The following is a 17024-nucleotide window of genomic DNA, read 5'->3' as shown; positions in this document are numbered from 1 at the left end:
CTGCCCATAGCAAGATCCCGGAGACCCGCCTCATCACACCTGGCCGGGCCCTGTCGTCCGACCATGCCGTCCCGAGTACGGCGTTGACCGGCACGTCCGCTTCGGCCAGAGGGTGGTCCACGCCGAGTGGTCGACGGCCGAGGCGCGCTGAACCGTGACCTCCGAGCGCGGCGCCGACGGCGACACGGTCACACTCACCTGCCGGTTCCCGCACATGTGCAGCGGCTACTACCGGTACGACCAGGGCTACACCCCCGACTTCCCCGGCGTCGAGGACCATCGCGGGCAGTTGGTCCATCCGCAGCTTGGCCCGAGGACCTCGACCGGACGGGGCAAGCGCGTCACGGTCATCGGCAGCGGCGCGACCGCGATCACCCTGGTGGCCGCCCTCGCCGGGCGGGCCACCAAGGTGACGACCGGATCATCCGGTGGAAGAACGTCCGGGTGGGACTCGCCTCGTTCCAGCTCTCCCGCCGGGCCCCGAAGCTCATGGGCCCCCTGGGGATCACCATGCGCCTGTACGCGCCTTCTCCCCAGGCACTCGACGGCACCTGGAACCCCCCGCCGGTCCGCAAGACCCGCACGATCGCGGACGGGAATGCGACGTAGCTCGTCGACCACGCCTGCACTGGAGGCCGTGCCACGACGTGCCCGTAGGGGTGGCGAGCAGCGGTCGACATCGGGCCCGCACAGAGCGGCCGCAGCGGATACGTGTGGGCGCATACTGGCAGCAATGACAAAGCCCAGTGCACCGAAGCGTTTCTTGCCCACCAGCCCCTTCAAGGCCCCGGTCGCTCCGCCTCTTAAGCAGTTCGCCGTAAGCGACCAGGTCACCCACGACGTGCACGGCCTCGGCCGGGTCATCGGCATCGAGAACGGGATCGCGGTAGTCGTGGATTTCGGCTCGGCGCAAGAGCGGATCTTGAGTCCGTACACCAAGATGAGCAAGCTGTAGGACCGCCGTGCCCGGTCACGGCACACCAGATCCGTTCATGGCCCCGCAATGAAGAGGACCCCTCTCATCGACCTGACCTCGCCGTTCTCCGCTCGAGAAGGGGCGCGCCCCTGTGCCGCCGCGACATCACCGCATCCCACCACGAACCCCTTCCAGGCGCCCGACTTCGGGGAAGCCGAAACTTTCCTGCTCGACGAGGATGCGCAAGCGTCCGCTTCTGGCACGAGTGCGGCTCGCCCCAAGGCAGGCTAGCTCCCACTCGTGACGAGGGCTTCGGCATCGGGACACGAGGCGTATCGGTTTCCGCACGGCGGCATGGACGAGGCCGGCCACGAACGGCACGGTGCCGATGAGGAGCAGGAAGAGAAGCCCGTCGACGACGGCGCCTACGATGCCAGTGGCCACGCATCCCCCAAGTGGTGGGCTCTCGCCCTCTACCCGGCCCGCAGCGTGGGCGCATGGCTGGCGACGGCCGCCCTCTTCGCCGTCGCATTGAAGGTGTCGGCGACGAAGCGCCGCGGTATCTCATCGTGAGGTGAGCGCTTCCCGAACACAGCGCGCTGAACAGGGCGTGTGCCATTACGTGCCGGTCAGGACGGTAGACAGCGGTAACGAAAGGGCGGTCCGGCCTCCTCCCGGCCATCGCCAGACAGCACGTTTTCGCAGGTCAGATGCTCTTTACCCGCGGAAGTGCCGGGTGCTCCTCAAGCTTGTGACGCGGGTTCGATTCCCGTCATCCGCTCCAGAGCAAAGCCCCAGGTCAGCGACCTGGGGCTTCGTCGTTGCACAGGCCTCCCGACCCGGACGAGAACGCTCACCGCCGCCACCTCGCCCGCGCAATGAGCCATCTCCTCGTACGGGCGAGATTCTTCCGAACATCGAGCTGGCACAGACCGCAGCTCCTCGACTCCTCCGACTGACGCCGACGGTCCGCTCGCTCATCCGCTGAGGGCCGGGGAAACCCGCTCTCGGCCGCGGGACATCCCCCCTACCCTCCTGAACGGCGCATGTCACAGGGGTGCCAGCGGTCGACAGGGGCTCTTGCGGCACCCGGCGACCGCCTCCGCGCCACCCGCCCCGAAGCGACTACCTGCCCGCCGGGCCCGGGGCGGTCTTCAGCGTCTCCCGCATGATGCGCGAGCCTTCCTCGGCCATCTCGCTTATGGGGACGGCGAGTTCATCCGGCGTCACGTCGATCGTCCAGACGAAACGGCTGCGCCCTTCGGTGTCGGCGAGGACCTGCATCGAGGCGTGATGGTGCTTCGGCGCCATCGAGCCGCCGACCACCGCGTACGCCACCCGGCGGGCCGTGTCGTCGATGTCGACGATCAGCTCGTGCACGACGACACCGTTCGCGAAGGTCACGATCCTGGTGTCCGCCTCCATGCGGGTGTCCGTGACGAAACCCGGCACGAGGCGCCGGTGCACGGCTCCGACGTCGCGCAGGGCCTCCCAGACGTTCTCCGGGGAGTTGTCGATCAGGAATTCCTTGCTGATGTGAGCCATGAGCCCTTCTCCTGTCGGGGGACGTGTCAGCCGGCGACGAGACAGAACGGATGCCCCTCGGGATCGGTGAGGACGACCCACTCGTCCTTTCCGGGCTGGAACTCGGCCCTCGCCGCTCCGAGGGCGAGGATCCGGCCGGCCGCCTCCTCCAGATCGGTGACCGTGAAGTCGAGGTGGGTGTGCTGGGTACCGCCGGGCCAGCCCGGGGCCCGGTAGCCCTCGATGCGTACGAACGCCAGGCCGGGCTGCTCCCCGTCGGCCACGGAGGCGTAGTCCTCGCCGCTGGAGGTGATCTCCCAGCCGGTGACCCCGCTGTAGAACTCGGCGAGCCGAACCGGGTCACCACAATCGATGACTACCGTGCTGATCTGGGCGAGAACGGGCATGACGGCGACTCCTTGAGCGCGGTACGGGATGAGGTGCGACACCGCTCAGCCTGCTCGCCACGCCCCACCCCGGTCTTGAAGATCCTTGCAGCGGGACCGGTGTCAGACCCCCGGCGTAGCGTCGAAGAGTGCTCACCACCACCGTCCTCGCCACCCGGCCCGACTTCCGCATCACCGCGGTGAGCTGCCGGGACGACCACACCCGCTGGTCGCGGACGGAGGTGCGCGAGGACTACCGGGTGGTCCTCGTGCGGCGAGGCCGGTTCCGCAGACAGGTGGCCGGCGCCCCGGCCGAGGTCGACCCGACGACGGCCTATCTGGGCGTGCCGGGTGAGGAGGAGCGTTTCGCGCACCCGGCCGGCGAGGGCGACGAGTGCACCTCGATCAGCCTGACGCCCACGCTGTGGCGGACCGTGGCCGGTGACGACGCCCGCCCGGCCCGGCAGAGCGTGTACGTGGACGCCCGCCTCGACCTGGCCCACCGCCGCGTCCTCGCGTCCGCCCGCACCGGCGACGTGGACCACGCGGTGACCGAGGAACTCCTCGGGCTGCTCTCCGCCACCGTCGGACAGACCGTCGACGGGGCCGGCCCGACCGGCGTACGCCCCGGCCGGGACGAGGAGCCGCTCGTCGCCGCGGCCCGGCGGGCGATCGGCGAGGCCCACTCCGCCGCCGAGGGACTGCTGCCGCTCGCGGAGCTCCTCGGCGTCTCGCCCTACCGGCTGAGCCGCGCCTTCACCCACGTGCTGGGAGTCTCCCTGACCCGCTACCGCAACCGGGTCCGTGTCGGCCGCGCCCTCGACCGTCTGGACGCGGGCGAGGAAAGCCTCGCCACCCTCGCCGCCGACCTGGGCTTCTCCGACCAGGCCCACCTCACCCGGACCATGCGCCACTCCCTCGGTCACACACCGACGGCACTGCGACGACTCCTCACCCCGGGGCACCCCGAGAGGGACACGACCGGGTAGGGAGCGCTCGCCCAGGGTCCGGCTCGCGAGAAAGGCCCAGGTCGGTGACCTGGGCCTTCTTCGTTGTCCGGGCTTGTCGCGCCCGGCGGCGGTGTGTCAGTTCTGGGGGGTGTCGTCGGCCGCCGGCTCGGGCGTGCCCGCCTTCTCGCGCATCTTGCGCACCAGCTCCGCCTTCTGGTCGGCGGCGCTCTTGCGGTCGAGGTTGCGGTGCGGACCGTTGTTCTGTCGTTCGGCGCGGGACTGCCGCTTGCGCTGGCCGCCGCCCTGGCCCACGGGGTTGTTGATGTTCTTGCTCACGGTCATGGGTTCTCCCGGTGAATGAGGTGAAGTGATCTACGGATTCGTCGGTGGGGGACGGGCGCGGCGACGTCGAACGGTGTCAGCGGGGGCCCGTCACGCTCTCACTCGTAAATCGGCGTCTGGAAGAACATGACAACGACGGTACCCGGTTCCGCCGACCCGGCACACCAGACCGTTCGCCGCCCCGGCCTCGGCCGGGTCCGCCGGACACCGTGGTGCGGATCGTGGTGGGCGCTAGGGTGCGGGCAGGGGGTGGGGGAAGGCTGACGAGAACCACTGGCGGAACAACCCGCACTGGCAATCCGTGATGCTCGTGGTGTTGCTGGTGACTCTGGTCATCGAGGACGGCACCATCACCCGGGCTCTCCTGGCGTTGGGGCTCTTCTCGGGCGCCGTTCACTACGGGCGCGAGTGGGCGAAGTGGAGCAGCCGGAAGGCCCTGCGGGAGGAACGTTCCGACTAGCGGGGGCCCGGCTCGCGTCGCTGGAGCAGGCCGTTGTCCATCGCCACGACCACGGCACGCGTGCGGTCGCTGACGTCGAGTTTCGCGAAGACCCGGAGGAGATGGGTCTTCACCGTGGCCTCGCCGATGAACAGACGCCGGCCGATCTCGGCGTTGGACAGGCCGTCGGCGACCGCGCCCAGCACCTCGGCCTCGCGCGCGGTGAGGGTCACGGGCGCCGGCCGGCGCATCTTGGCCACGAGCCGCTGCGCCACGCGCGGGGCGAGGACGGTCTCGCCCCGGGAGGCGGAGTGGATGGCTTCGACCAGCTGCTCGCGGGTGGCGTCCTTGAGGAGATAACCGGTCGCGCCCGCCTCGACGCCGCGCTCGATGTCCTCGTCGGTGTCGTACGTGGTGAGGATGAGGACCCGGGTCCGCGCGCCGCTTCCGACGATCTCGGTGGTGGCGCCCACACCGTCGAGGACGGGCATCCGCAGATCGAGGAGCGCCACGTCCGGGTCGAGCTGTGCGACGAGCCGCACGGCCTCCCGGCCGTCGCCCGCCTCGCCGACGATGTCGATGGTGGGCTCGGAGCCCAGCAGCGCGACGAGTCCGGCGCGCATCACCGTGTGGTCGTCGGCCAGGACGACGCGCAGACGGCGGTCCTGTGCCGGAGGCGTGGCCGGTGCCGGGGCGGCGGCGGGTGACGTGGCCGTGCTCGTGGCCGGGGCCGTGGCCGGGGCCGTGCTCGTGCTCGTGCTCGTGCTCGTGGGCAGAGTCGTCATGTCACACCTGACCGTTCATGGGGATCATGGCGAGGATCCGGGTGCCGTCACCGACCGAGCTGGTGACGGTGAGATCGCCGCCGAATTCGGCGAGCCGCCTGCGCATGCCGACCAGGCCGAAGCCCTGGGACTCCCCGACCACGAATCCGCGTCCGTCGTCGGTGATCTCCAGCTCGACGCCGGCCCGGTGGCACGTGAGGACGACGCCCACCGTGGAGGCGTCCGCGTGCTTGCGGATGTTGGCCAGGGACTCCTGTGTGCAGCGCAGCAGGGCCACCCGCGTCGGCTGGTCGCACACGACGTCCGCCAGCTCCGCCGTGACGGTGAGCCCCGTGTCCTCGGTGAACCGGTCCAGGGTGCGGCGGAGCGTCGTCGCGACCGATCCGGCGGCCACCCCGCCGCGGGGCGCCGCGCCGACGAGGACCCGGGCCTCGGCGAGGTTCTCCCGGGCGGTCTGTTCGATGGACCGCAGCTGCTGGGCGCTTCGGCCGACGTCGGCCGCGAGCCCGGAGCGGGCCGCCTCGGCCAGCACGATGATGGAGGCGAAGCCCTGGGCGAGGGTGTCGTGGATCTCCCGGGCGAGGCGTTCGCGTTCCTCCGCGGCGCCCTGGCGCTGATACGCCTCGACCAGTTCCTGCTGCGCGGTCCTCAAGTCCGCGCGCAGTCGGGCCCGTTCGTCCCGAAGCGCCAGTGCCCGGGGCGTCACCGCCGCGATCAGGACGCCGACCGCGAACACCGCGAGGGAGGAGACGGCGTTGGTGGTGAGGACATCGACGCCGCGGCCTTCCCGCAGGGTGCCGCCGACCGTGATCGCCACCGCTCCGAGGCCGGTGGAGACGACCGCTGCTCCGAGGCTGTCCGCGAAGACGACGAACTGCGCGAGGGTCACGGTGTAGAAGACGCCGAGGCCGTCGCCGACGTACGAGAGACCGCCCAGGACCACCACGAGGACGCACAGATAGCCGTACGGGCGGAGAACGGGGTTGTCGGGGCGGCAGCGCACGAGCGCGTAGCAGAGGGCGAGGACGGCCACCAGCAACGGCACCCCGTATCTCGTCCTCGTGGGGGAGTCACCCACGACGGTGATCAGGGTGACGAGGGCGATGAGCGCCCAGGACAGCCCCTCCCACCCGTGGAGTGCCCAGATCCATAACGGGTCACCGCGCTGGGGTCGTTGCAGCATGATCGTCAGATTACGTTCCGGGGAGGACGGACCGACCGGTTACGGGGGACGGTGGTCCCGGTCCCTGCCCCTGTCCCGGTGCCGGGCGGAGACGCATCCCCAGCCCCGGTCGCCGGCCCGGTCGCCGGCGCGGGCGCGGGCCGCCGGGGCCACCAGGCCCGCTCGCCCAGGAGCAGCAGGACCGACGGCAGGATCATCATCCTGATGACCACGGCGTCGAGCAGGACCGCCAGCGCCAGGCACAGGCCCATCTGCTTCATCTCGGTCAGGTGCAGGAAGACGAAGGCCGCGAACACCGTGACCATCACCGCCGCCGCGCTCGTCACCACCTTGGCCGAGCGGGCGATGCCGTCCAGTACCGCCGCGCGGGCCGACGCCCCGGCGTCCATCGCCTCCTCGATCCGGCTGACCACGAAGACCTGGTAGTCCATGGACAGTCCGAAGAGGATCACGAAGAGGAAGAGCGGTACGCGCGAGGCGATCGCACCGAGGGAGTCGAAGTCCAGCAGGTTCTCCGCCCAGGTTCCCTGGAAGACCAGGACCAGCGCGCCGAGCGCGGCGGCGGCGGAGAGCACGTTGAGGAGGACGGTGATCAGGGCGATCACGACCGAACGGAAGGCCCATACGGTCATCACGAAGGTGAGCAGCAGCAGGAACCCGATGACCAGCGGCAGCTTGCCGTTCTCGTGCTCCACATAGTCCTGGCCGCGGGCCACGTCACCGCTCACCGCCGTCTCCACACCGGGCAGCATGCCGACCGTGGCGGGCAGATACCGCTCGCGGAGGTGGTCGAGCGACGCGATCGCCCGGCCGGAGGGCGCGGGGTACGGGACGGCCAGTTCGAGCACACTGATCCGGCCGTCGGCCGAGGTCCGCAGGGCCGGCTCGGCGTTCCGGGCGAACAGCGGGTCTCCCTGGGCCCGTCGGCCCAGTTCCCGCAGGGCCCGCTCGACCTGCGGGGCACGTTCGGGGGCGGAGCGGGCGACGACCTCGTGCTTGACGAGCAGTTCGGGGAACTTCGCGGTCAGCCGGTCGTACACCCGCATGGCCGGGATGTCGCGGGAGAAGGTGTCCTTGCCCGGGTCGATGAGCTTCATGCCGAGCACGGGCGCCGCCAGGCCGAGCATGAGCAGGACGGAGACGCACAGGGTGATCGCGGGCTGCCGGCGCGCGGGGCGCAGCAGGGCGGTGAACACCCTGCCGTTCTCCGGCTTCACCGGCTTCGCACGGACCGGCTCGCCCCGGCCCGCCCGCCGCGCGTCCTTCTTGGCCGCACGGCGCTCGGTGCGGTGGCCGAGCTTCACCAGCAGCGCGGGAAGCACGGTGAGGGAGCTGGCCACGGCGACCGCCACGACCAGGATCGTGCCGGTCGCGAGCGAGGAGAAGATGACGTCCGTGGCGAGGTAGAGCGTCGCGGTGGAGACGATCACCGCGAGGCCGGAGACCACGATGGCCCGGCCGGCCGTGGCCGCGGCGAGGTCCACCAGCGCCTCGGGGCTGAGCCGGCCTTCGGCGCGGGCCCGTTCCTCGCGTTCGCGCTTGAGGTAGAAGAGCGTGTAGTCGACGCCCACGGCGAGGCCGATGAGCAGGATCATGTTGGTGCCGACCCCGGCGTCGGGGAGGGCGTGGGAGGCCAGCATGGCGAGGCCGATGGTGGCGGCGATCGAGGAGAGCGCCAGCAGCAGGGGCACACCGGCCATGACCACGGAGCCGAAGACGATCAGCAGGATGACGAGGGTGACCGGCAGGGTGATGCGTTCCGAGAGCGCGAGGTCGTCGTCGCGCTGGTCGTTGACGCCCTTGCTGATGGCGGGCGATCCGGTCTCCTCCACGACGAGGTCCGGGTGGCCGGCCGCCACCTTCGCCGTCTGTTCGAGGAGCGGGACGACGTTCTTCCTGCCCTCCAGCTCGGCGCCCTTCAGGACCACGGTCACCCGGAGGGTGCCGCCGTCCTCGGAGCGGACCGGGGCAGCCACGCTGTCCACCTCGGGCAGCCCGGTCATCCGGTCGGTGAGCTCACGGACCGCGGCGGCGGCCGCCGCCGGGTCGAGGGGACCGGACTTCGCGGAGATCAGGACATGCTCGGTGGGCCGGCGCTGGAGGCCGCCCTCGGTCGCCATCGACTCGGCGTGGCCCGCCTCCCCGACCCAGAAGTCCTTGGTGGTCGCTTCGTCGGTACCGGCCGCGATTCCGGCGCCGAGGCACAGAACGACGAACACGAACCACCCGACGATGGCGCTCCACGGGTGTCGGGCGCTCCAACGGGCCATGCGTACGGGGCGATTTCTCATGCCTCAGATGCTCGTCCGCGGGGCTGTCCCCCCGGCAGCCTCGACCGGTTGAACCCTGTGTCCACCGGTCGGTGGACACAGGGGGTGGACACCGGTCGGTGGACACCGGTCGGTGGACACCGGGGGGGGCGGACACCGGAGGGAGGGCGGGCTCATGGTTCGCCGTCTCCCGGGACCACGAGCCCCGACTCGTACGCCAGGATCACGAGCTGCGCCCGGTCGCGTACCCCCAGCTTCCCGATGATGCGGCTGACGTGGGTCTTGGCGGTGAGGGGGCTCAGGGCCAGCGTGTCGGCGATCTCCGTGTTGTTGAGGCCCCGGGCCACAAGGGTGAGGACCTCGCGTTCCCGGTCGGAGAGCGGGTCGAGGGCCCCGCGGAGACCGGGGTGGCACTCGGGGTGCGCAGGACCCGGGCGATCAGCCGGGCCGTGGGACCGGGTGAGAGAAGCGCGACGAATCGCCCCGTGCCAAGGCCCCGCGGCAGGGGCCCGCGCCAAGGCCCCCGCGTCCGGGGCCCCACCACGTCCGCGAACCCCACCGCCTCAGCGAACCCCCGGCGTCACAGGGTCCACGCCGCGAGCTTCTCCGGGTTCCGTACGGCCCAGATGTGCGTGATGCGGTCGTCCGCCAGGGCGAAGGCCGCCACCGTGACGGTGGTGCCGTCGCGTTGGGCCACCAGGCCCGGGCGGCCGTTGACCGAGCGCAGCAGGAGCGTCATGCCGGGGACCATGTCGCCGATGGCGGCGACATAGGCGGCGATCTCCCCGGCTCCGGTGATCGGGCGGAGCGCCGCGCCGACCAGGCCGCCGCCGTCGGCGATCATCGTGGCGTCGGGGTTGAGGAGGCCGACGAGCGCGGCGATGTCCTGGGCCTCCCACGCCTGCTTGAAGTCCTTGATGACGCGCGCCTGCAGGCCGGTCGGGGTCTCCGGGGGGCGGGCCGCGCGGACCCGGCGGCGGGCCGACGAGGCGAGCTGGCGGCAGGCCGCGGGTGTACGGCCGACGATCGTGGCCAGTTCGGTGAAGGGGTACCGGAAGACGTCGTGCAGGATGAAAGCGACGCGTTCCGCCGGGGTCATGGATTCGAGGACGACGAGGAAGGCCATGTCGACCGACTCGTCCAGGGCGATCCGGTCGGCGGGGTCGGTCCCGCCGCCCCCGGGCCGTCCGTTCAGCCACTCCGTGGTGTCGGGCAACGGCTCCGGCACCCACTCGCCGACATAGCGCTCGCGCCGTGCCCGCGCCGAGCCGAGGACGTCCAGGCAGATGCGGCCGACCACCGTCGTCAGCCAGGCGCCGGGTGACTCGACGGCCTCCCGCTGCCGGCCGGACATCGCGTACCAGCGGGCGAAGGCCTCCTGAACGGCGTCCTCCGCCTCCGCGAGGGAGCCGAGCAGCCGGTACGCCACATTGATCAACTGCCGGTATTCGCCCTCGGGTCGGACGGGTACGGGCGTGAGCCCGGGTTCGGGTTCCGTACGGCTGCTCATGGTGTGGCCCCCTTCGTTCGTTCCGCACGCGCCATGGCCGATGAGACGCGCGTCACTCCGCGACTTCGCCATGTCGCCTCACATTCTCGTCGGCTGTGTCGTCGGGCTGTCGAGAGAGCGACCGGCACCGGAAGGACGGGGATCATCATGGCCACGCGGACGACGGCGGAGACGGCGGGACCGATGGCGGGTTCGGCGAAGGGATCGGCGGGCGGAGCGGACGGAGCGGCCGGATCGGCGGCGGCGGAGCGGCGCGGAGGCCGGTTCTCGACGTTCGTGCGCGTCTCGATCGCCCTGCAGACCGTGGCGATCTTCTTCCAGGCGGTCACGTCCGGGATCGCGCTGTCCGCGCAGTACGGAGAGACACTGCACAGCGCCGGCGCCCGCGGCATGTACGCCGCGTCGATGCTGTACGTGCTCGCCGCGGTCCTGGCGTGGCGGCCCGGCGGCGCCTCGGCCCGGCCGATCCTCTACTCGACCGGATTCCTGCTCCTCGCCTCGCTTCAAGTGGTGCTGGGCATCGCCCATGTGATGGGCGTTCATATTCCGCTGGGCGTGCTGATGTTCGGCCTGAGCCTGCTCGATCTGGGCCGGGTGGCGTTCGGGCGTCCGCGTCCGGCGGCCGCGGGTCACGCCGCCTCCCTTTCCTGAGGCCGCGAACAGGCGAGGGGGGGGGCGGCCGGCGTGGGGATTCGACCGCTCCCCCTCGCCGAAATCCGTCAGGAATCGAGAAGCCGCGTCCCCTCGCGCCCAACTAGCTTGTGGGCATGGACATCACCATTCACACCACCGTGCTCCCGCACGACGACCCCGACGCCTCCCTCGCCTTCTACCGCGACGCCCTCGGCTTCGAGGTGCGCAGTGACGTCGGGCAGGGCAGGACCCGGTGGATCACCGTCGGGCCCGTCGGTCAGCCCGGTACGTCGATCCTGCTCGCGCCGCCCGGCGCCGACCCGGGGATCACCGAGGCCGAGCGGCGCACCATCGCCGAGATGATGGCCAAGGGCACCTACGGCTGGATCCTGCTCGCCACCCCGGACCTCGACGGCACCTTCGAGAAGGTGCAGGCCGGGGACGTCGAGGTGGTCCAGGAGCCGACCGAGCAGCCGTACGGCGTGCGGGACTGCGCCTTCCGCGACCCCGCGGGCAACCTCGTCCGCTTTCAGGAGCTTCGCTGAAAGGAGGGGCCCCATGTGTCATCCTGCGTGGATGAGCGCACTGACCGAGGCGCACCGCCTGAGTGATCTGGCGCGGTTGCGCCGCGTTCGCGACCGGATCGACCGGGAGTACGCACAGCCGCTGGACGTCGAGGCACTCGCCCGCGGCGTCAACATGTCGGCCGGGCACCTCAGCCGCCAGTTCAAGCAGGCGTACGGCGAGGCCCCGTACTCGTATCTCATGACGCGCCGCATCGAGCGCGCCATGGCCCTGCTCCAGCAGGACGAGCTCAGCGTCACCGACATCTGCTTCACGGTCGGCTGCTCCTCGCTCGGCACCTTCAGCACCCGTTTCACCGAGCTCGTCGGCGTACCTCCCAGCGTCTACCGGCGCCAGGTCGCGGACGGGGAGGCCGGGCTGCCGTCGTGCGTGGCGAAGCAGGTGACCCGACCGGTCAGGAATCGAGAAGCACCGGTGGCGGCCCCGCAACTAGCGTGAAGCGCATGAACTCCATCGCCTCCGTCACCCTTGAGGTGGCCGACCTCCCGGCCGCCGACCGCTTCTACACCGACTCCGGGCTCGGCGCCCATGTGAGCCTGCGGGCCACGGACACGCCGAGCACCGGCTTCCGCGGATTCTCGCTCTCGCTCACGGTCTCCCAGCCCGCCGACGTCCGGCACATCGTCGACGCGGCCCTCGCCGCCGGCGCCACCTCGCTCAAGCCGGCGACGAAGTCCTTCTGGGGCTACGGCGGCGTCTTCCGGGCGCCGGACGGCACCGTCTGGAAGGTCGCGACCTCGGCGAAGAAGGACACCGGCCCGGCCACCGGCCACATCGACGCGTTCGTGCTCCTGCTGGGAACCGCGGACATGGCCGCGAGCAGGACGTTCTACGTCGAGCACGGTCTCACCGTCGCGAAGAGCTTCGGCCGCAAGTACGTCGAGTTCGCCGCCGGGGAGAGCCCCGTCAAGCTCGCCCTGTACGGGCGCCGCGCCCTCGCGAAGGACGTCGGCGTCCCCGTCGACGGCGAGGGTTCCCACCGGATCGTGCTGGGCGGCGCCGGCACCGGCGACTTCACCGACCCGGACGGATTCGCCTGGGAGTCCGCTTCCGTGACCGCCGCTTCCTGAGCCCGTACGCGGTCCCCGCTGGGGGCGCCGCACGCATCCCGTACGCGACCCGTGGACATTCCGCGGACATTCCCCGGGCATTCCCCGGCACGTCCGTTCACCCATCCGTACGCAGCAGCCCTTCCCATCCGCTTTCGTGAGAGGAACACCGTCATGCCGAGCACGCGATCGTCCGTCGAGAGCACCGATGCCGAGGCCGCCGAGAAGAGCGGGAGCGGCGAGAAGTACGACGGCTTCACCTCGGAAGAGCGGGACGCGATGAAGGAGCGCGCCAAGGAACTCAAGTCGACCGCGCGCCGCGGTTCCCGGTCGCCCAAGGCCGACGGGGAGACCGAAGTGCGCGCGAAGATCGCCGAGATGGCGGACGCCGACCGGGTCCTCGCCGAGCGGATCCACGAGATCGTCAAGGCGCACGCGCCCGGCCTCGCGCCGAAGCTCTGGTACGGCATGCCCTCGTACGCCAGGGACGGCAAGGTCGTCTGCTTCTTCCAGAGCGCGCAGAAGTTCAAGAGCCGGTACGCCACGCTCGGCTTCAGCGACCTGGCACAGCTCGACGACGGCGCCATGTGGGCGACGAGCTACGCCCTGACGGAGCTCACCGCCGACGACGAGGCCCGGATCGCCGCGCTCGTCGAGAAGGCCGCCTCCGCCGTCTGACACGCCCGGGCGGCCCGTACGGGAGCTCCGCCGGCGGATGCGCAGGGCGCGGCGATACGCGAGGCAGGACCCGTCGGACGCGACGGGCCCGCCGGCCGGGTGGCCGCACCGGAGACGGAACAGAGGCGGAACGGGCGGCGCGAGCAGGGGTGTTGAGCGTGCCGGTCGAGGGCGGGCCACCTCGCCGCCGGGGCGTGTCGCAGTGGCCCCTCCGACCGGGCCGTGTGACGTGGATCACGACCTCCGGCGCCGCGTGCCTCCACTCCCCCGCGCGGAGGATTTCCGAGATCACACCGCGAGAAATTCGAAGCGACGCCCGGTGAAAAATTTGTCATGTAAACACACGGGATGGCCCCCGGCGAAATCTTCACCCGGCACGCTCCGCGCCGTCGTGCTACTGTCGATATCAGTTGCAGTTGTGGGTCCCGAACGTACGAGTGCCCTTCCGGTTTTTCCGGCTGTGGGCACCCTTTTTCATTTCCGGGCTTTTTCCGGGCGGGGCGATCATCGCAGCGAGACGGAGCACACACCGCGTGGGCTCCGGGCACTGCCCCGAAGGAGAATTTGGCATGGCGACTGGCACCGTGAAGTGGTTCAACTCGGAAAAGGGCTTCGGCTTCATCGAGCAGGACGGTGGCGGCCCCGACGTCTTCGCCCACTACTCGAACATCGCCTCCTCCGGCTTCCGTGAGCTGCAGGAAGGCCAGAAGGTGAGCTTCGACATCGCGCAGGGCCAGAAGGGCCCGACCGCCGAGAACATCGTCCCCGCCTGACACCAGGCGCTGACGCGTAGCACGAGCTGACGAGCTGAGGCCCGCACCTTTGGGGTGCGGGCCTCAGCTCTTTGCACCTGTCGGTACCCTCGGTACCTTCAGGTACCTCCCATCGGCTGCGGGAATTTCCTGGCCGGCCCCCCTCTGGACCACTTCTCCGCAGGAGTCACCATGCGCTGTGTCATCGCCCGCTTCCCCTTCGAACTCACCAAAGCCGGCGTGATCGAGTCGATGAAGGGCGTCAAGCCCGAGCCGGCCGTCGGCGACGTCGTCGTCATCGGACGCCGTCAGTACCCCGTGAAGCAGGTCGGCGAGGTCGTCACCCGCCAGGACCGCCGGGACTTCAGCGTCGGTGAGGTCGTACGCGCCATGACGAAGCTCGGCTTCACCTGCCTCACGGTCACGGCCGCGGAGCAGGCGCCGGCCCCCGAGTCGCCCTCCGACCTCCTGGGCTTCTGACCCTTCCGGGTTCCTTCCGACCCTCCCGGCCCTGTGGCCGGTCCCGGCCGCTCGGGGGCGCGCGCCGGGCCGGCCCGGCGGGTCAGTGGTCGAAGTAGCTGAAGTCGCCCACCGTCCAGGCGCCGACGTCGGCGAGGGCGACCCGGTACATCCCTCCGGTCTCCGGGATGCCCACCGTGCCCTGGAGGATCCGGGCGAGGTGGAAGTGCAGGTGGGTGGGTGGCCCGTCCTTCCGTTCGGAAGGGCTGAAGATGCCGGAGAACTCACCCAGCTGGGCCGAGTCCGTCAGGACCTCCGACACGCGCTGTCTCCACAGGGCTTCCGGGGCCAGTCGACCGGTGAGGACCGCACCTCCCACGACCACTGTCAGGGACATCTGATTGCTCTGCCCGGACTCCACCGTGGCGGCAATGTCAACGAGCAGCTCGTCAGGCTTCGACATGGAAGTCAATTCTAGGCGGCGCCCCCCGCCCGCGGCGGTCCTCCGGCGGCCATCTGTCCGGCAGGCGCCCCTCCCGGCCCTCGACCGGGCTCTCGCCCCGGCCCCCCTCCCGCCCCTCTTCCCGGCCCTCGGCTCCGTGTCCCGGCCCGGGACCCCCGTACCCGGGCCGGGACACCCTCGTACCCGTCCCCGCTAGAGCGGCGCCGTGTCGTCCGCCGGGAACGCCGGGCCGTGGCCCGGGACGATCACGTCGGCCGTGGCGAGGACACGGAGACGCGAGTCCTTCAGGACGGTGTGGTCCGGGGCCACCGGGTCCTCCACCGGGCCGTTCGGCCGCCACCAGAGGTCGCCGACGAAGGCGACGACGCCCGCCTCGGTGCCCGCGAGGAGCGTGATGTCCTCGGGGCTGTGGCCGGGCGTACGGATCAGCCGCAGGGACGGGGCCAGCTCGTGGCCCTCGGCGTCGCGGTCGGTCCACTGGTCGTTCTCGTAGATCGCCTTGTGGTCGTGGACCCGGGCCCGGCCGAAGAGACCGACGTTCATGGTGTTGTCCGGATGGTGGTGGCTGAGCACCACGTCGGTGATGTCGTCGGGGCCGAGGCCCAGTTCGGCGAGCGGGCCGAGGATCCGGTCACGGCTCGCCACCATGCCGGGGTCCACGATCACATGCCGGTCGCCGTCCCGCACGTAGGAGACGGTGGCGGCGACACCGGGGCCCGTGGAGAGCGTGTAGCCGGTGGTCAGGATCGTGTAGGTGGCGGTGCGGGCGCTCGGTGCGTCGTCGTGGTGTGTCATGCCCCCAAGTCTTCTGCGCGGCGGGGATCCTCACGAGTGGCCGTGCTGCCACTGATCGCGGGAATCGTGCCATCCCGGTGGGGCGGAGACGGCACCCATCGGGGGCACGGCCGCCACCGCCGCCACGGCGGTCGTCGCGAACGGCGCGGACACCGCTGCCCCGGCGGTCGTGGATGCCGTGGACCTCGCCCCCGCGGCCCCCGTGCCAGACTCGCCCCCATGCCGCCCTTCGTCACCGTCGCCGCCTATGCCCCGCACCGGGTCGGCATGCTCGGCGCCGGCATCGTCTCCGAGGTGTTCGACGCGCGCGGCGGAGGGCTGCCCCTCTTCGACTTCGCCCTCTGCACCGACCGGCCGGGCAACGTCCGCACCGACGTCGGACTGCCCCTCGTGGTCGAGCACGGACTGGACCGGCTGGCCTCGGCCGACCTGGTGATCGCCCTGCCCTGGGCGGAGTTCCGCACACCGCCGGGGCCCGCCGTGCTCGACGCGCTGGCCGCCGCGCACGCCCGCGGGGCGCTCGTCGCGGCCCACTGCGTCGGCGCGTTCGCACTCGCCGCGGCCGGGCTGCTCGACGGGCGGCGCGCCACCACCCACTGGCGGTTCGCCGGACTCCTGGCCGAACGCCACCCGGAGGTCACCGTCGAACCCGACGCCCTCTACGTCGACCAGGGCCCCATCGTCACGGGCGCGGGCGCCGCCGCCGGCTTCGACCTGTGCCTGCACCTGCTGCGCCGGGAGTACGGGGCCACCACGGCCAACGCCATCGCCCGGGACCTGGTGCTCCCCTCCCACCGCGACGGCGGCCAGGCCCAGTACCTCGCGACGCCCATACCCGAGGACAGCCGGGACGAGCGGCTCACCGACGTCCTCGCCTGGGCCCGGGAAAACCTCCACGAACCGCTGCCCGTAGCCGAGTTGGCCCGCCGGGCGCTGATGAGCCGGCGCTCCTTCGCGCGCCGTTTCGCCGCCTCCACGGGAACCACCCCGCACGCCTGGCTGCTCTCGCTGCGGCTCGGCCGGGCCGAAGAGCTCCTGGAGACCACGGACCTCCCGGTCGAGGAGATCGCCCGCGCGGTCGGCTTCGGAAGCGCGGCGGTGCTGCGCGCCCAGTTCGTCCGCCGACGGGGCGTCCCGCCCCGGTCGTACCGCCGCTCCTTCACCCGTACACCGGTCGTCTGAGCCCGGACGGGGGGAGTCGGGCGGCGCCGCGGGCCTTCCTGGCGCCCCGGACGGGGGTGACCCCGCCACCGGCTGCCCCACCCTCGGCACCGCCCGCCGCTCTGGGCAGGACATCGGGCCGTG

General features: G+C 71.3%; 22 protein-coding genes and 2 pseudogenes. 14 read left to right on the top strand and 10 right to left on the bottom strand.

Translation table 11 applies throughout. The annotated features are described in order from the left end of the window. Window positions 1–214: 214 nt before the first annotated feature. From ACH4MY_RS07050 to ACH4MY_RS07035, 4 genes and pseudogenes are all read left to right on the top strand, one after another. A pseudogene (locus ACH4MY_RS07050) lies at window positions 215–421 on the top strand (FAD-containing monooxygenase EthA); the annotation flags it as partial. A 23-nt stretch (window positions 422–444) separates the two neighbouring features. Continuing rightward, window positions 445–609 carry a hypothetical protein gene (locus ACH4MY_RS07045; RefSeq protein ID WP_397999441.1) on the top strand — a complete coding sequence of 55 codons (165 nt, stop codon included), beginning with the start codon at window positions 445–447 and terminating at the stop codon, window positions 607–609. A gap of 124 nt (window positions 610–733) precedes the next feature. Continuing rightward, window positions 734–955: a hypothetical protein gene (locus tag ACH4MY_RS07040; RefSeq protein ID WP_397999388.1), complete on the top strand. Its 222-nt coding sequence runs from the start codon at window positions 734–736 to the stop codon at window positions 953–955. A gap of 315 nt (window positions 956–1270) precedes the next feature. After that, on the top strand, window positions 1271–1489 hold the full coding sequence (locus tag ACH4MY_RS07035; protein ID WP_397998620.1) for a hypothetical protein: 219 nt from the start codon (window positions 1271–1273) through the stop codon (window positions 1487–1489). A gap of 552 nt (window positions 1490–2041) precedes the next feature. Here the strand turns inward: ACH4MY_RS07035 and ACH4MY_RS07030 are convergent. Next, window positions 2042–2461, bottom strand: a complete 420-nt coding sequence (locus tag ACH4MY_RS07030; protein ID WP_397998617.1) for an SRPBCC family protein — start codon at window positions 2459–2461, stop codon at window positions 2042–2044. 26 nt (window positions 2462–2487) lie between these two features. Next, on the bottom strand, window positions 2488–2847 hold the full coding sequence (locus ACH4MY_RS07025; protein ID WP_397998614.1) for a VOC family protein: 360 nt from the start codon (window positions 2845–2847) through the stop codon (window positions 2488–2490). Window positions 2848–2975: 128 nt separating this feature from the next. Here ACH4MY_RS07025 and ACH4MY_RS07020 point away from each other — a divergent pair, with 128 nt between their 5' ends. Further along, the gene (locus ACH4MY_RS07020) at window positions 2976–3815 is read left to right on the top strand and encodes a helix-turn-helix domain-containing protein (RefSeq protein ID WP_397998611.1); all 840 of its coding nucleotides are present in this window, start codon (window positions 2976–2978) and stop codon (window positions 3813–3815) included. A 96-nt stretch (window positions 3816–3911) separates the two neighbouring features. Here ACH4MY_RS07020 and ACH4MY_RS07015 read toward each other — a convergent pair whose 3' ends face one another. Continuing rightward, the gene (locus ACH4MY_RS07015; RefSeq protein ID WP_397998608.1) at window positions 3912–4118 is read right to left on the bottom strand and encodes a DUF6243 family protein; all 207 of its coding nucleotides are present in this window, start codon (window positions 4116–4118) and stop codon (window positions 3912–3914) included. Window positions 4119–4434: 316 nt separating this feature from the next. Here ACH4MY_RS07015 and ACH4MY_RS07010 point away from each other — a divergent pair, with 316 nt between their 5' ends. Further along, the gene (locus ACH4MY_RS07010; RefSeq protein WP_397998605.1) at window positions 4435–4578 is read left to right on the top strand and encodes a hypothetical protein; all 144 of its coding nucleotides are present in this window, start codon (window positions 4435–4437) and stop codon (window positions 4576–4578) included. On the opposite strand, the gene ACH4MY_RS07005 is transcribed toward ACH4MY_RS07010, so the two are convergent. The 5 genes and pseudogenes from ACH4MY_RS07005 to sigJ form a co-directional block, all read right to left on the bottom strand. Then, window positions 4575–5342: a response regulator gene (locus ACH4MY_RS07005; protein ID WP_397998602.1), complete on the bottom strand. Its 768-nt coding sequence runs from the start codon at window positions 5340–5342 to the stop codon at window positions 4575–4577. The genes ACH4MY_RS07010 and ACH4MY_RS07005 overlap by 4 nt on opposite strands. Window position 5343: 1 nt before the next feature. Next, window positions 5344–6525, bottom strand: a complete 1182-nt coding sequence (locus tag ACH4MY_RS07000) for a sensor histidine kinase (protein WP_397998599.1) — start codon at window positions 6523–6525, stop codon at window positions 5344–5346. A gap of 5 nt (window positions 6526–6530) precedes the next feature. Further along, a complete protein-coding gene (locus tag ACH4MY_RS06995; protein ID WP_397998596.1) occupies window positions 6531–8816 on the bottom strand; it encodes an MMPL family transporter in 2286 nt (761 codons plus the stop codon). 152 nt (window positions 8817–8968) lie between these two features. Continuing rightward, a pseudogene (locus tag ACH4MY_RS06990) lies at window positions 8969–9267 on the bottom strand (response regulator transcription factor); the annotation flags it as partial. A 108-nt stretch (window positions 9268–9375) separates the two neighbouring features. Continuing rightward, window positions 9376–10305, bottom strand: coding sequence for an RNA polymerase sigma factor SigJ (gene sigJ, locus ACH4MY_RS06985; protein ID WP_397998593.1), 930 nt, complete (start codon window positions 10303–10305; stop codon window positions 9376–9378). Between the two features lie 183 nt (window positions 10306–10488). On the opposite strand from sigJ, the gene ACH4MY_RS06980 reads away from it, so the two are divergent. The 7 genes from ACH4MY_RS06980 to ACH4MY_RS06950 all read left to right on the top strand — a co-directional run bounded on the left by ACH4MY_RS06980 (window position 10489) and on the right by ACH4MY_RS06950 (window position 14482). Beyond that, window positions 10489–10956 carry a hypothetical protein gene (locus tag ACH4MY_RS06980; protein WP_397999386.1) on the top strand — a complete coding sequence of 156 codons (468 nt, stop codon included), beginning with the start codon at window positions 10489–10491 and terminating at the stop codon, window positions 10954–10956. Window positions 10957–11072: 116 nt separating this feature from the next. Then, on the top strand, window positions 11073–11483 hold the full coding sequence (locus ACH4MY_RS06975) for a VOC family protein (protein WP_386557488.1): 411 nt from the start codon (window positions 11073–11075) through the stop codon (window positions 11481–11483). A 31-nt stretch (window positions 11484–11514) separates the two neighbouring features. Continuing rightward, window positions 11515–11961 (top strand): helix-turn-helix transcriptional regulator, encoded by a 447-nt coding sequence (locus ACH4MY_RS06970; RefSeq protein WP_397998589.1) that lies wholly within the window; start codon window positions 11515–11517, stop codon window positions 11959–11961. Window positions 11962–11966: 5 nt separating this feature from the next. Continuing rightward, complete coding sequence (locus tag ACH4MY_RS06965; protein WP_397998586.1) at window positions 11967–12593, top strand: glyoxalase; 627 nt, start codon at window positions 11967–11969, stop codon at window positions 12591–12593. Window positions 12594–12746: 153 nt separating this feature from the next. Beyond that, window positions 12747–13250, top strand: a complete 504-nt coding sequence (locus ACH4MY_RS06960; protein WP_397998583.1) for an iron chaperone — start codon at window positions 12747–12749, stop codon at window positions 13248–13250. Between the two features lie 569 nt (window positions 13251–13819). Further along, window positions 13820–14023, top strand: a complete 204-nt coding sequence (locus ACH4MY_RS06955; protein WP_055598357.1) for a cold-shock protein — start codon at window positions 13820–13822, stop codon at window positions 14021–14023. A 171-nt stretch (window positions 14024–14194) separates the two neighbouring features. Then, a complete protein-coding gene (locus ACH4MY_RS06950; protein WP_397998580.1) occupies window positions 14195–14482 on the top strand; it encodes an SCO5918 family protein in 288 nt (95 codons plus the stop codon). A gap of 82 nt (window positions 14483–14564) precedes the next feature. Here ACH4MY_RS06950 and ACH4MY_RS06945 read toward each other — a convergent pair whose 3' ends face one another. Then, window positions 14565–14924 carry a hypothetical protein gene (locus tag ACH4MY_RS06945; RefSeq protein WP_397998577.1) on the bottom strand — a complete coding sequence of 120 codons (360 nt, stop codon included), beginning with the start codon at window positions 14922–14924 and terminating at the stop codon, window positions 14565–14567. Window positions 14925–15116: 192 nt separating this feature from the next. Further along, on the bottom strand, window positions 15117–15719 hold the full coding sequence (locus ACH4MY_RS06940; RefSeq protein ID WP_397998574.1) for an MBL fold metallo-hydrolase: 603 nt from the start codon (window positions 15717–15719) through the stop codon (window positions 15117–15119). A gap of 219 nt (window positions 15720–15938) precedes the next feature. Here ACH4MY_RS06940 and ACH4MY_RS06935 point away from each other — a divergent pair, with 219 nt between their 5' ends. Continuing rightward, window positions 15939–16901, top strand: a complete 963-nt coding sequence (locus tag ACH4MY_RS06935; RefSeq protein WP_397998571.1) for a GlxA family transcriptional regulator — start codon at window positions 15939–15941, stop codon at window positions 16899–16901. Window positions 16902–17024: the final 123 nt, after the last annotated feature.

This window comes from Streptomyces sp. NPDC017246, assembly GCF_044331325.1.
In the GTDB taxonomy this organism is placed as follows: Bacteria; Actinomycetota; Actinomycetes; order Streptomycetales; family Streptomycetaceae; genus Streptomyces.
Note: the sequence above shows the minus strand (reverse complement) of the source record. Positions and strands in the feature narration are given on the sequence as shown.

Coding starts and splice junctions, on each gene's coding strand:
- ACH4MY_RS07040 (WP_397999388.1), top strand. CDS start 734: ATGACAAAGCCCAGTGCACCGAAGCGTTTCTTGCCCACCAGCCCCTTC.
- ACH4MY_RS07035 (WP_397998620.1), top strand. CDS start 1,271: ATGGACGAGGCCGGCCACGAACGGCACGGTGCCGATGAGGAGCAGGAA.
- ACH4MY_RS07030 (WP_397998617.1), bottom strand. CDS start 2,461: ATGGCTCACATCAGCAAGGAATTCCTGATCGACAACTCCCCGGAGAAC.
- ACH4MY_RS07025 (WP_397998614.1), bottom strand. CDS start 2,847: ATGCCCGTTCTCGCCCAGATCAGCACGGTAGTCATCGATTGTGGTGAC.
- ACH4MY_RS07015 (WP_397998608.1), bottom strand. CDS start 4,118: ATGACCGTGAGCAAGAACATCAACAACCCCGTGGGCCAGGGCGGCGGC.
- ACH4MY_RS07005 (WP_397998602.1), bottom strand. CDS start 5,342: ATGACGACTCTGCCCACGAGCACGAGCACGAGCACGAGCACGGCCCCG.
- ACH4MY_RS07000 (WP_397998599.1), bottom strand. CDS start 6,525: ATGCTGCAACGACCCCAGCGCGGTGACCCGTTATGGATCTGGGCACTC.
- ACH4MY_RS06995 (WP_397998596.1), bottom strand. CDS start 8,816: ATGAGAAATCGCCCCGTACGCATGGCCCGTTGGAGCGCCCGACACCCG.
- sigJ (WP_397998593.1), bottom strand. CDS start 10,305: ATGAGCAGCCGTACGGAACCCGAACCCGGGCTCACGCCCGTACCCGTC.
- ACH4MY_RS06980 (WP_397999386.1), top strand. CDS start 10,489: ATGGCGGGTTCGGCGAAGGGATCGGCGGGCGGAGCGGACGGAGCGGCC.
- ACH4MY_RS06975 (WP_386557488.1), top strand. CDS start 11,073: ATGGACATCACCATTCACACCACCGTGCTCCCGCACGACGACCCCGAC.
- ACH4MY_RS06970 (WP_397998589.1), top strand. CDS start 11,515: ATGAGCGCACTGACCGAGGCGCACCGCCTGAGTGATCTGGCGCGGTTG.
- ACH4MY_RS06965 (WP_397998586.1), top strand. CDS start 11,967: ATGAACTCCATCGCCTCCGTCACCCTTGAGGTGGCCGACCTCCCGGCC.
- ACH4MY_RS06960 (WP_397998583.1), top strand. CDS start 12,747: ATGCCGAGCACGCGATCGTCCGTCGAGAGCACCGATGCCGAGGCCGCC.
- ACH4MY_RS06955 (WP_055598357.1), top strand. CDS start 13,820: ATGGCGACTGGCACCGTGAAGTGGTTCAACTCGGAAAAGGGCTTCGGC.
- ACH4MY_RS06950 (WP_397998580.1), top strand. CDS start 14,195: ATGCGCTGTGTCATCGCCCGCTTCCCCTTCGAACTCACCAAAGCCGGC.
- ACH4MY_RS06945 (WP_397998577.1), bottom strand. CDS start 14,924: ATGTCGAAGCCTGACGAGCTGCTCGTTGACATTGCCGCCACGGTGGAG.
- ACH4MY_RS06940 (WP_397998574.1), bottom strand. CDS start 15,719: ATGACACACCACGACGACGCACCGAGCGCCCGCACCGCCACCTACACG.
- ACH4MY_RS06935 (WP_397998571.1), top strand. CDS start 15,939: ATGCCGCCCTTCGTCACCGTCGCCGCCTATGCCCCGCACCGGGTCGGC.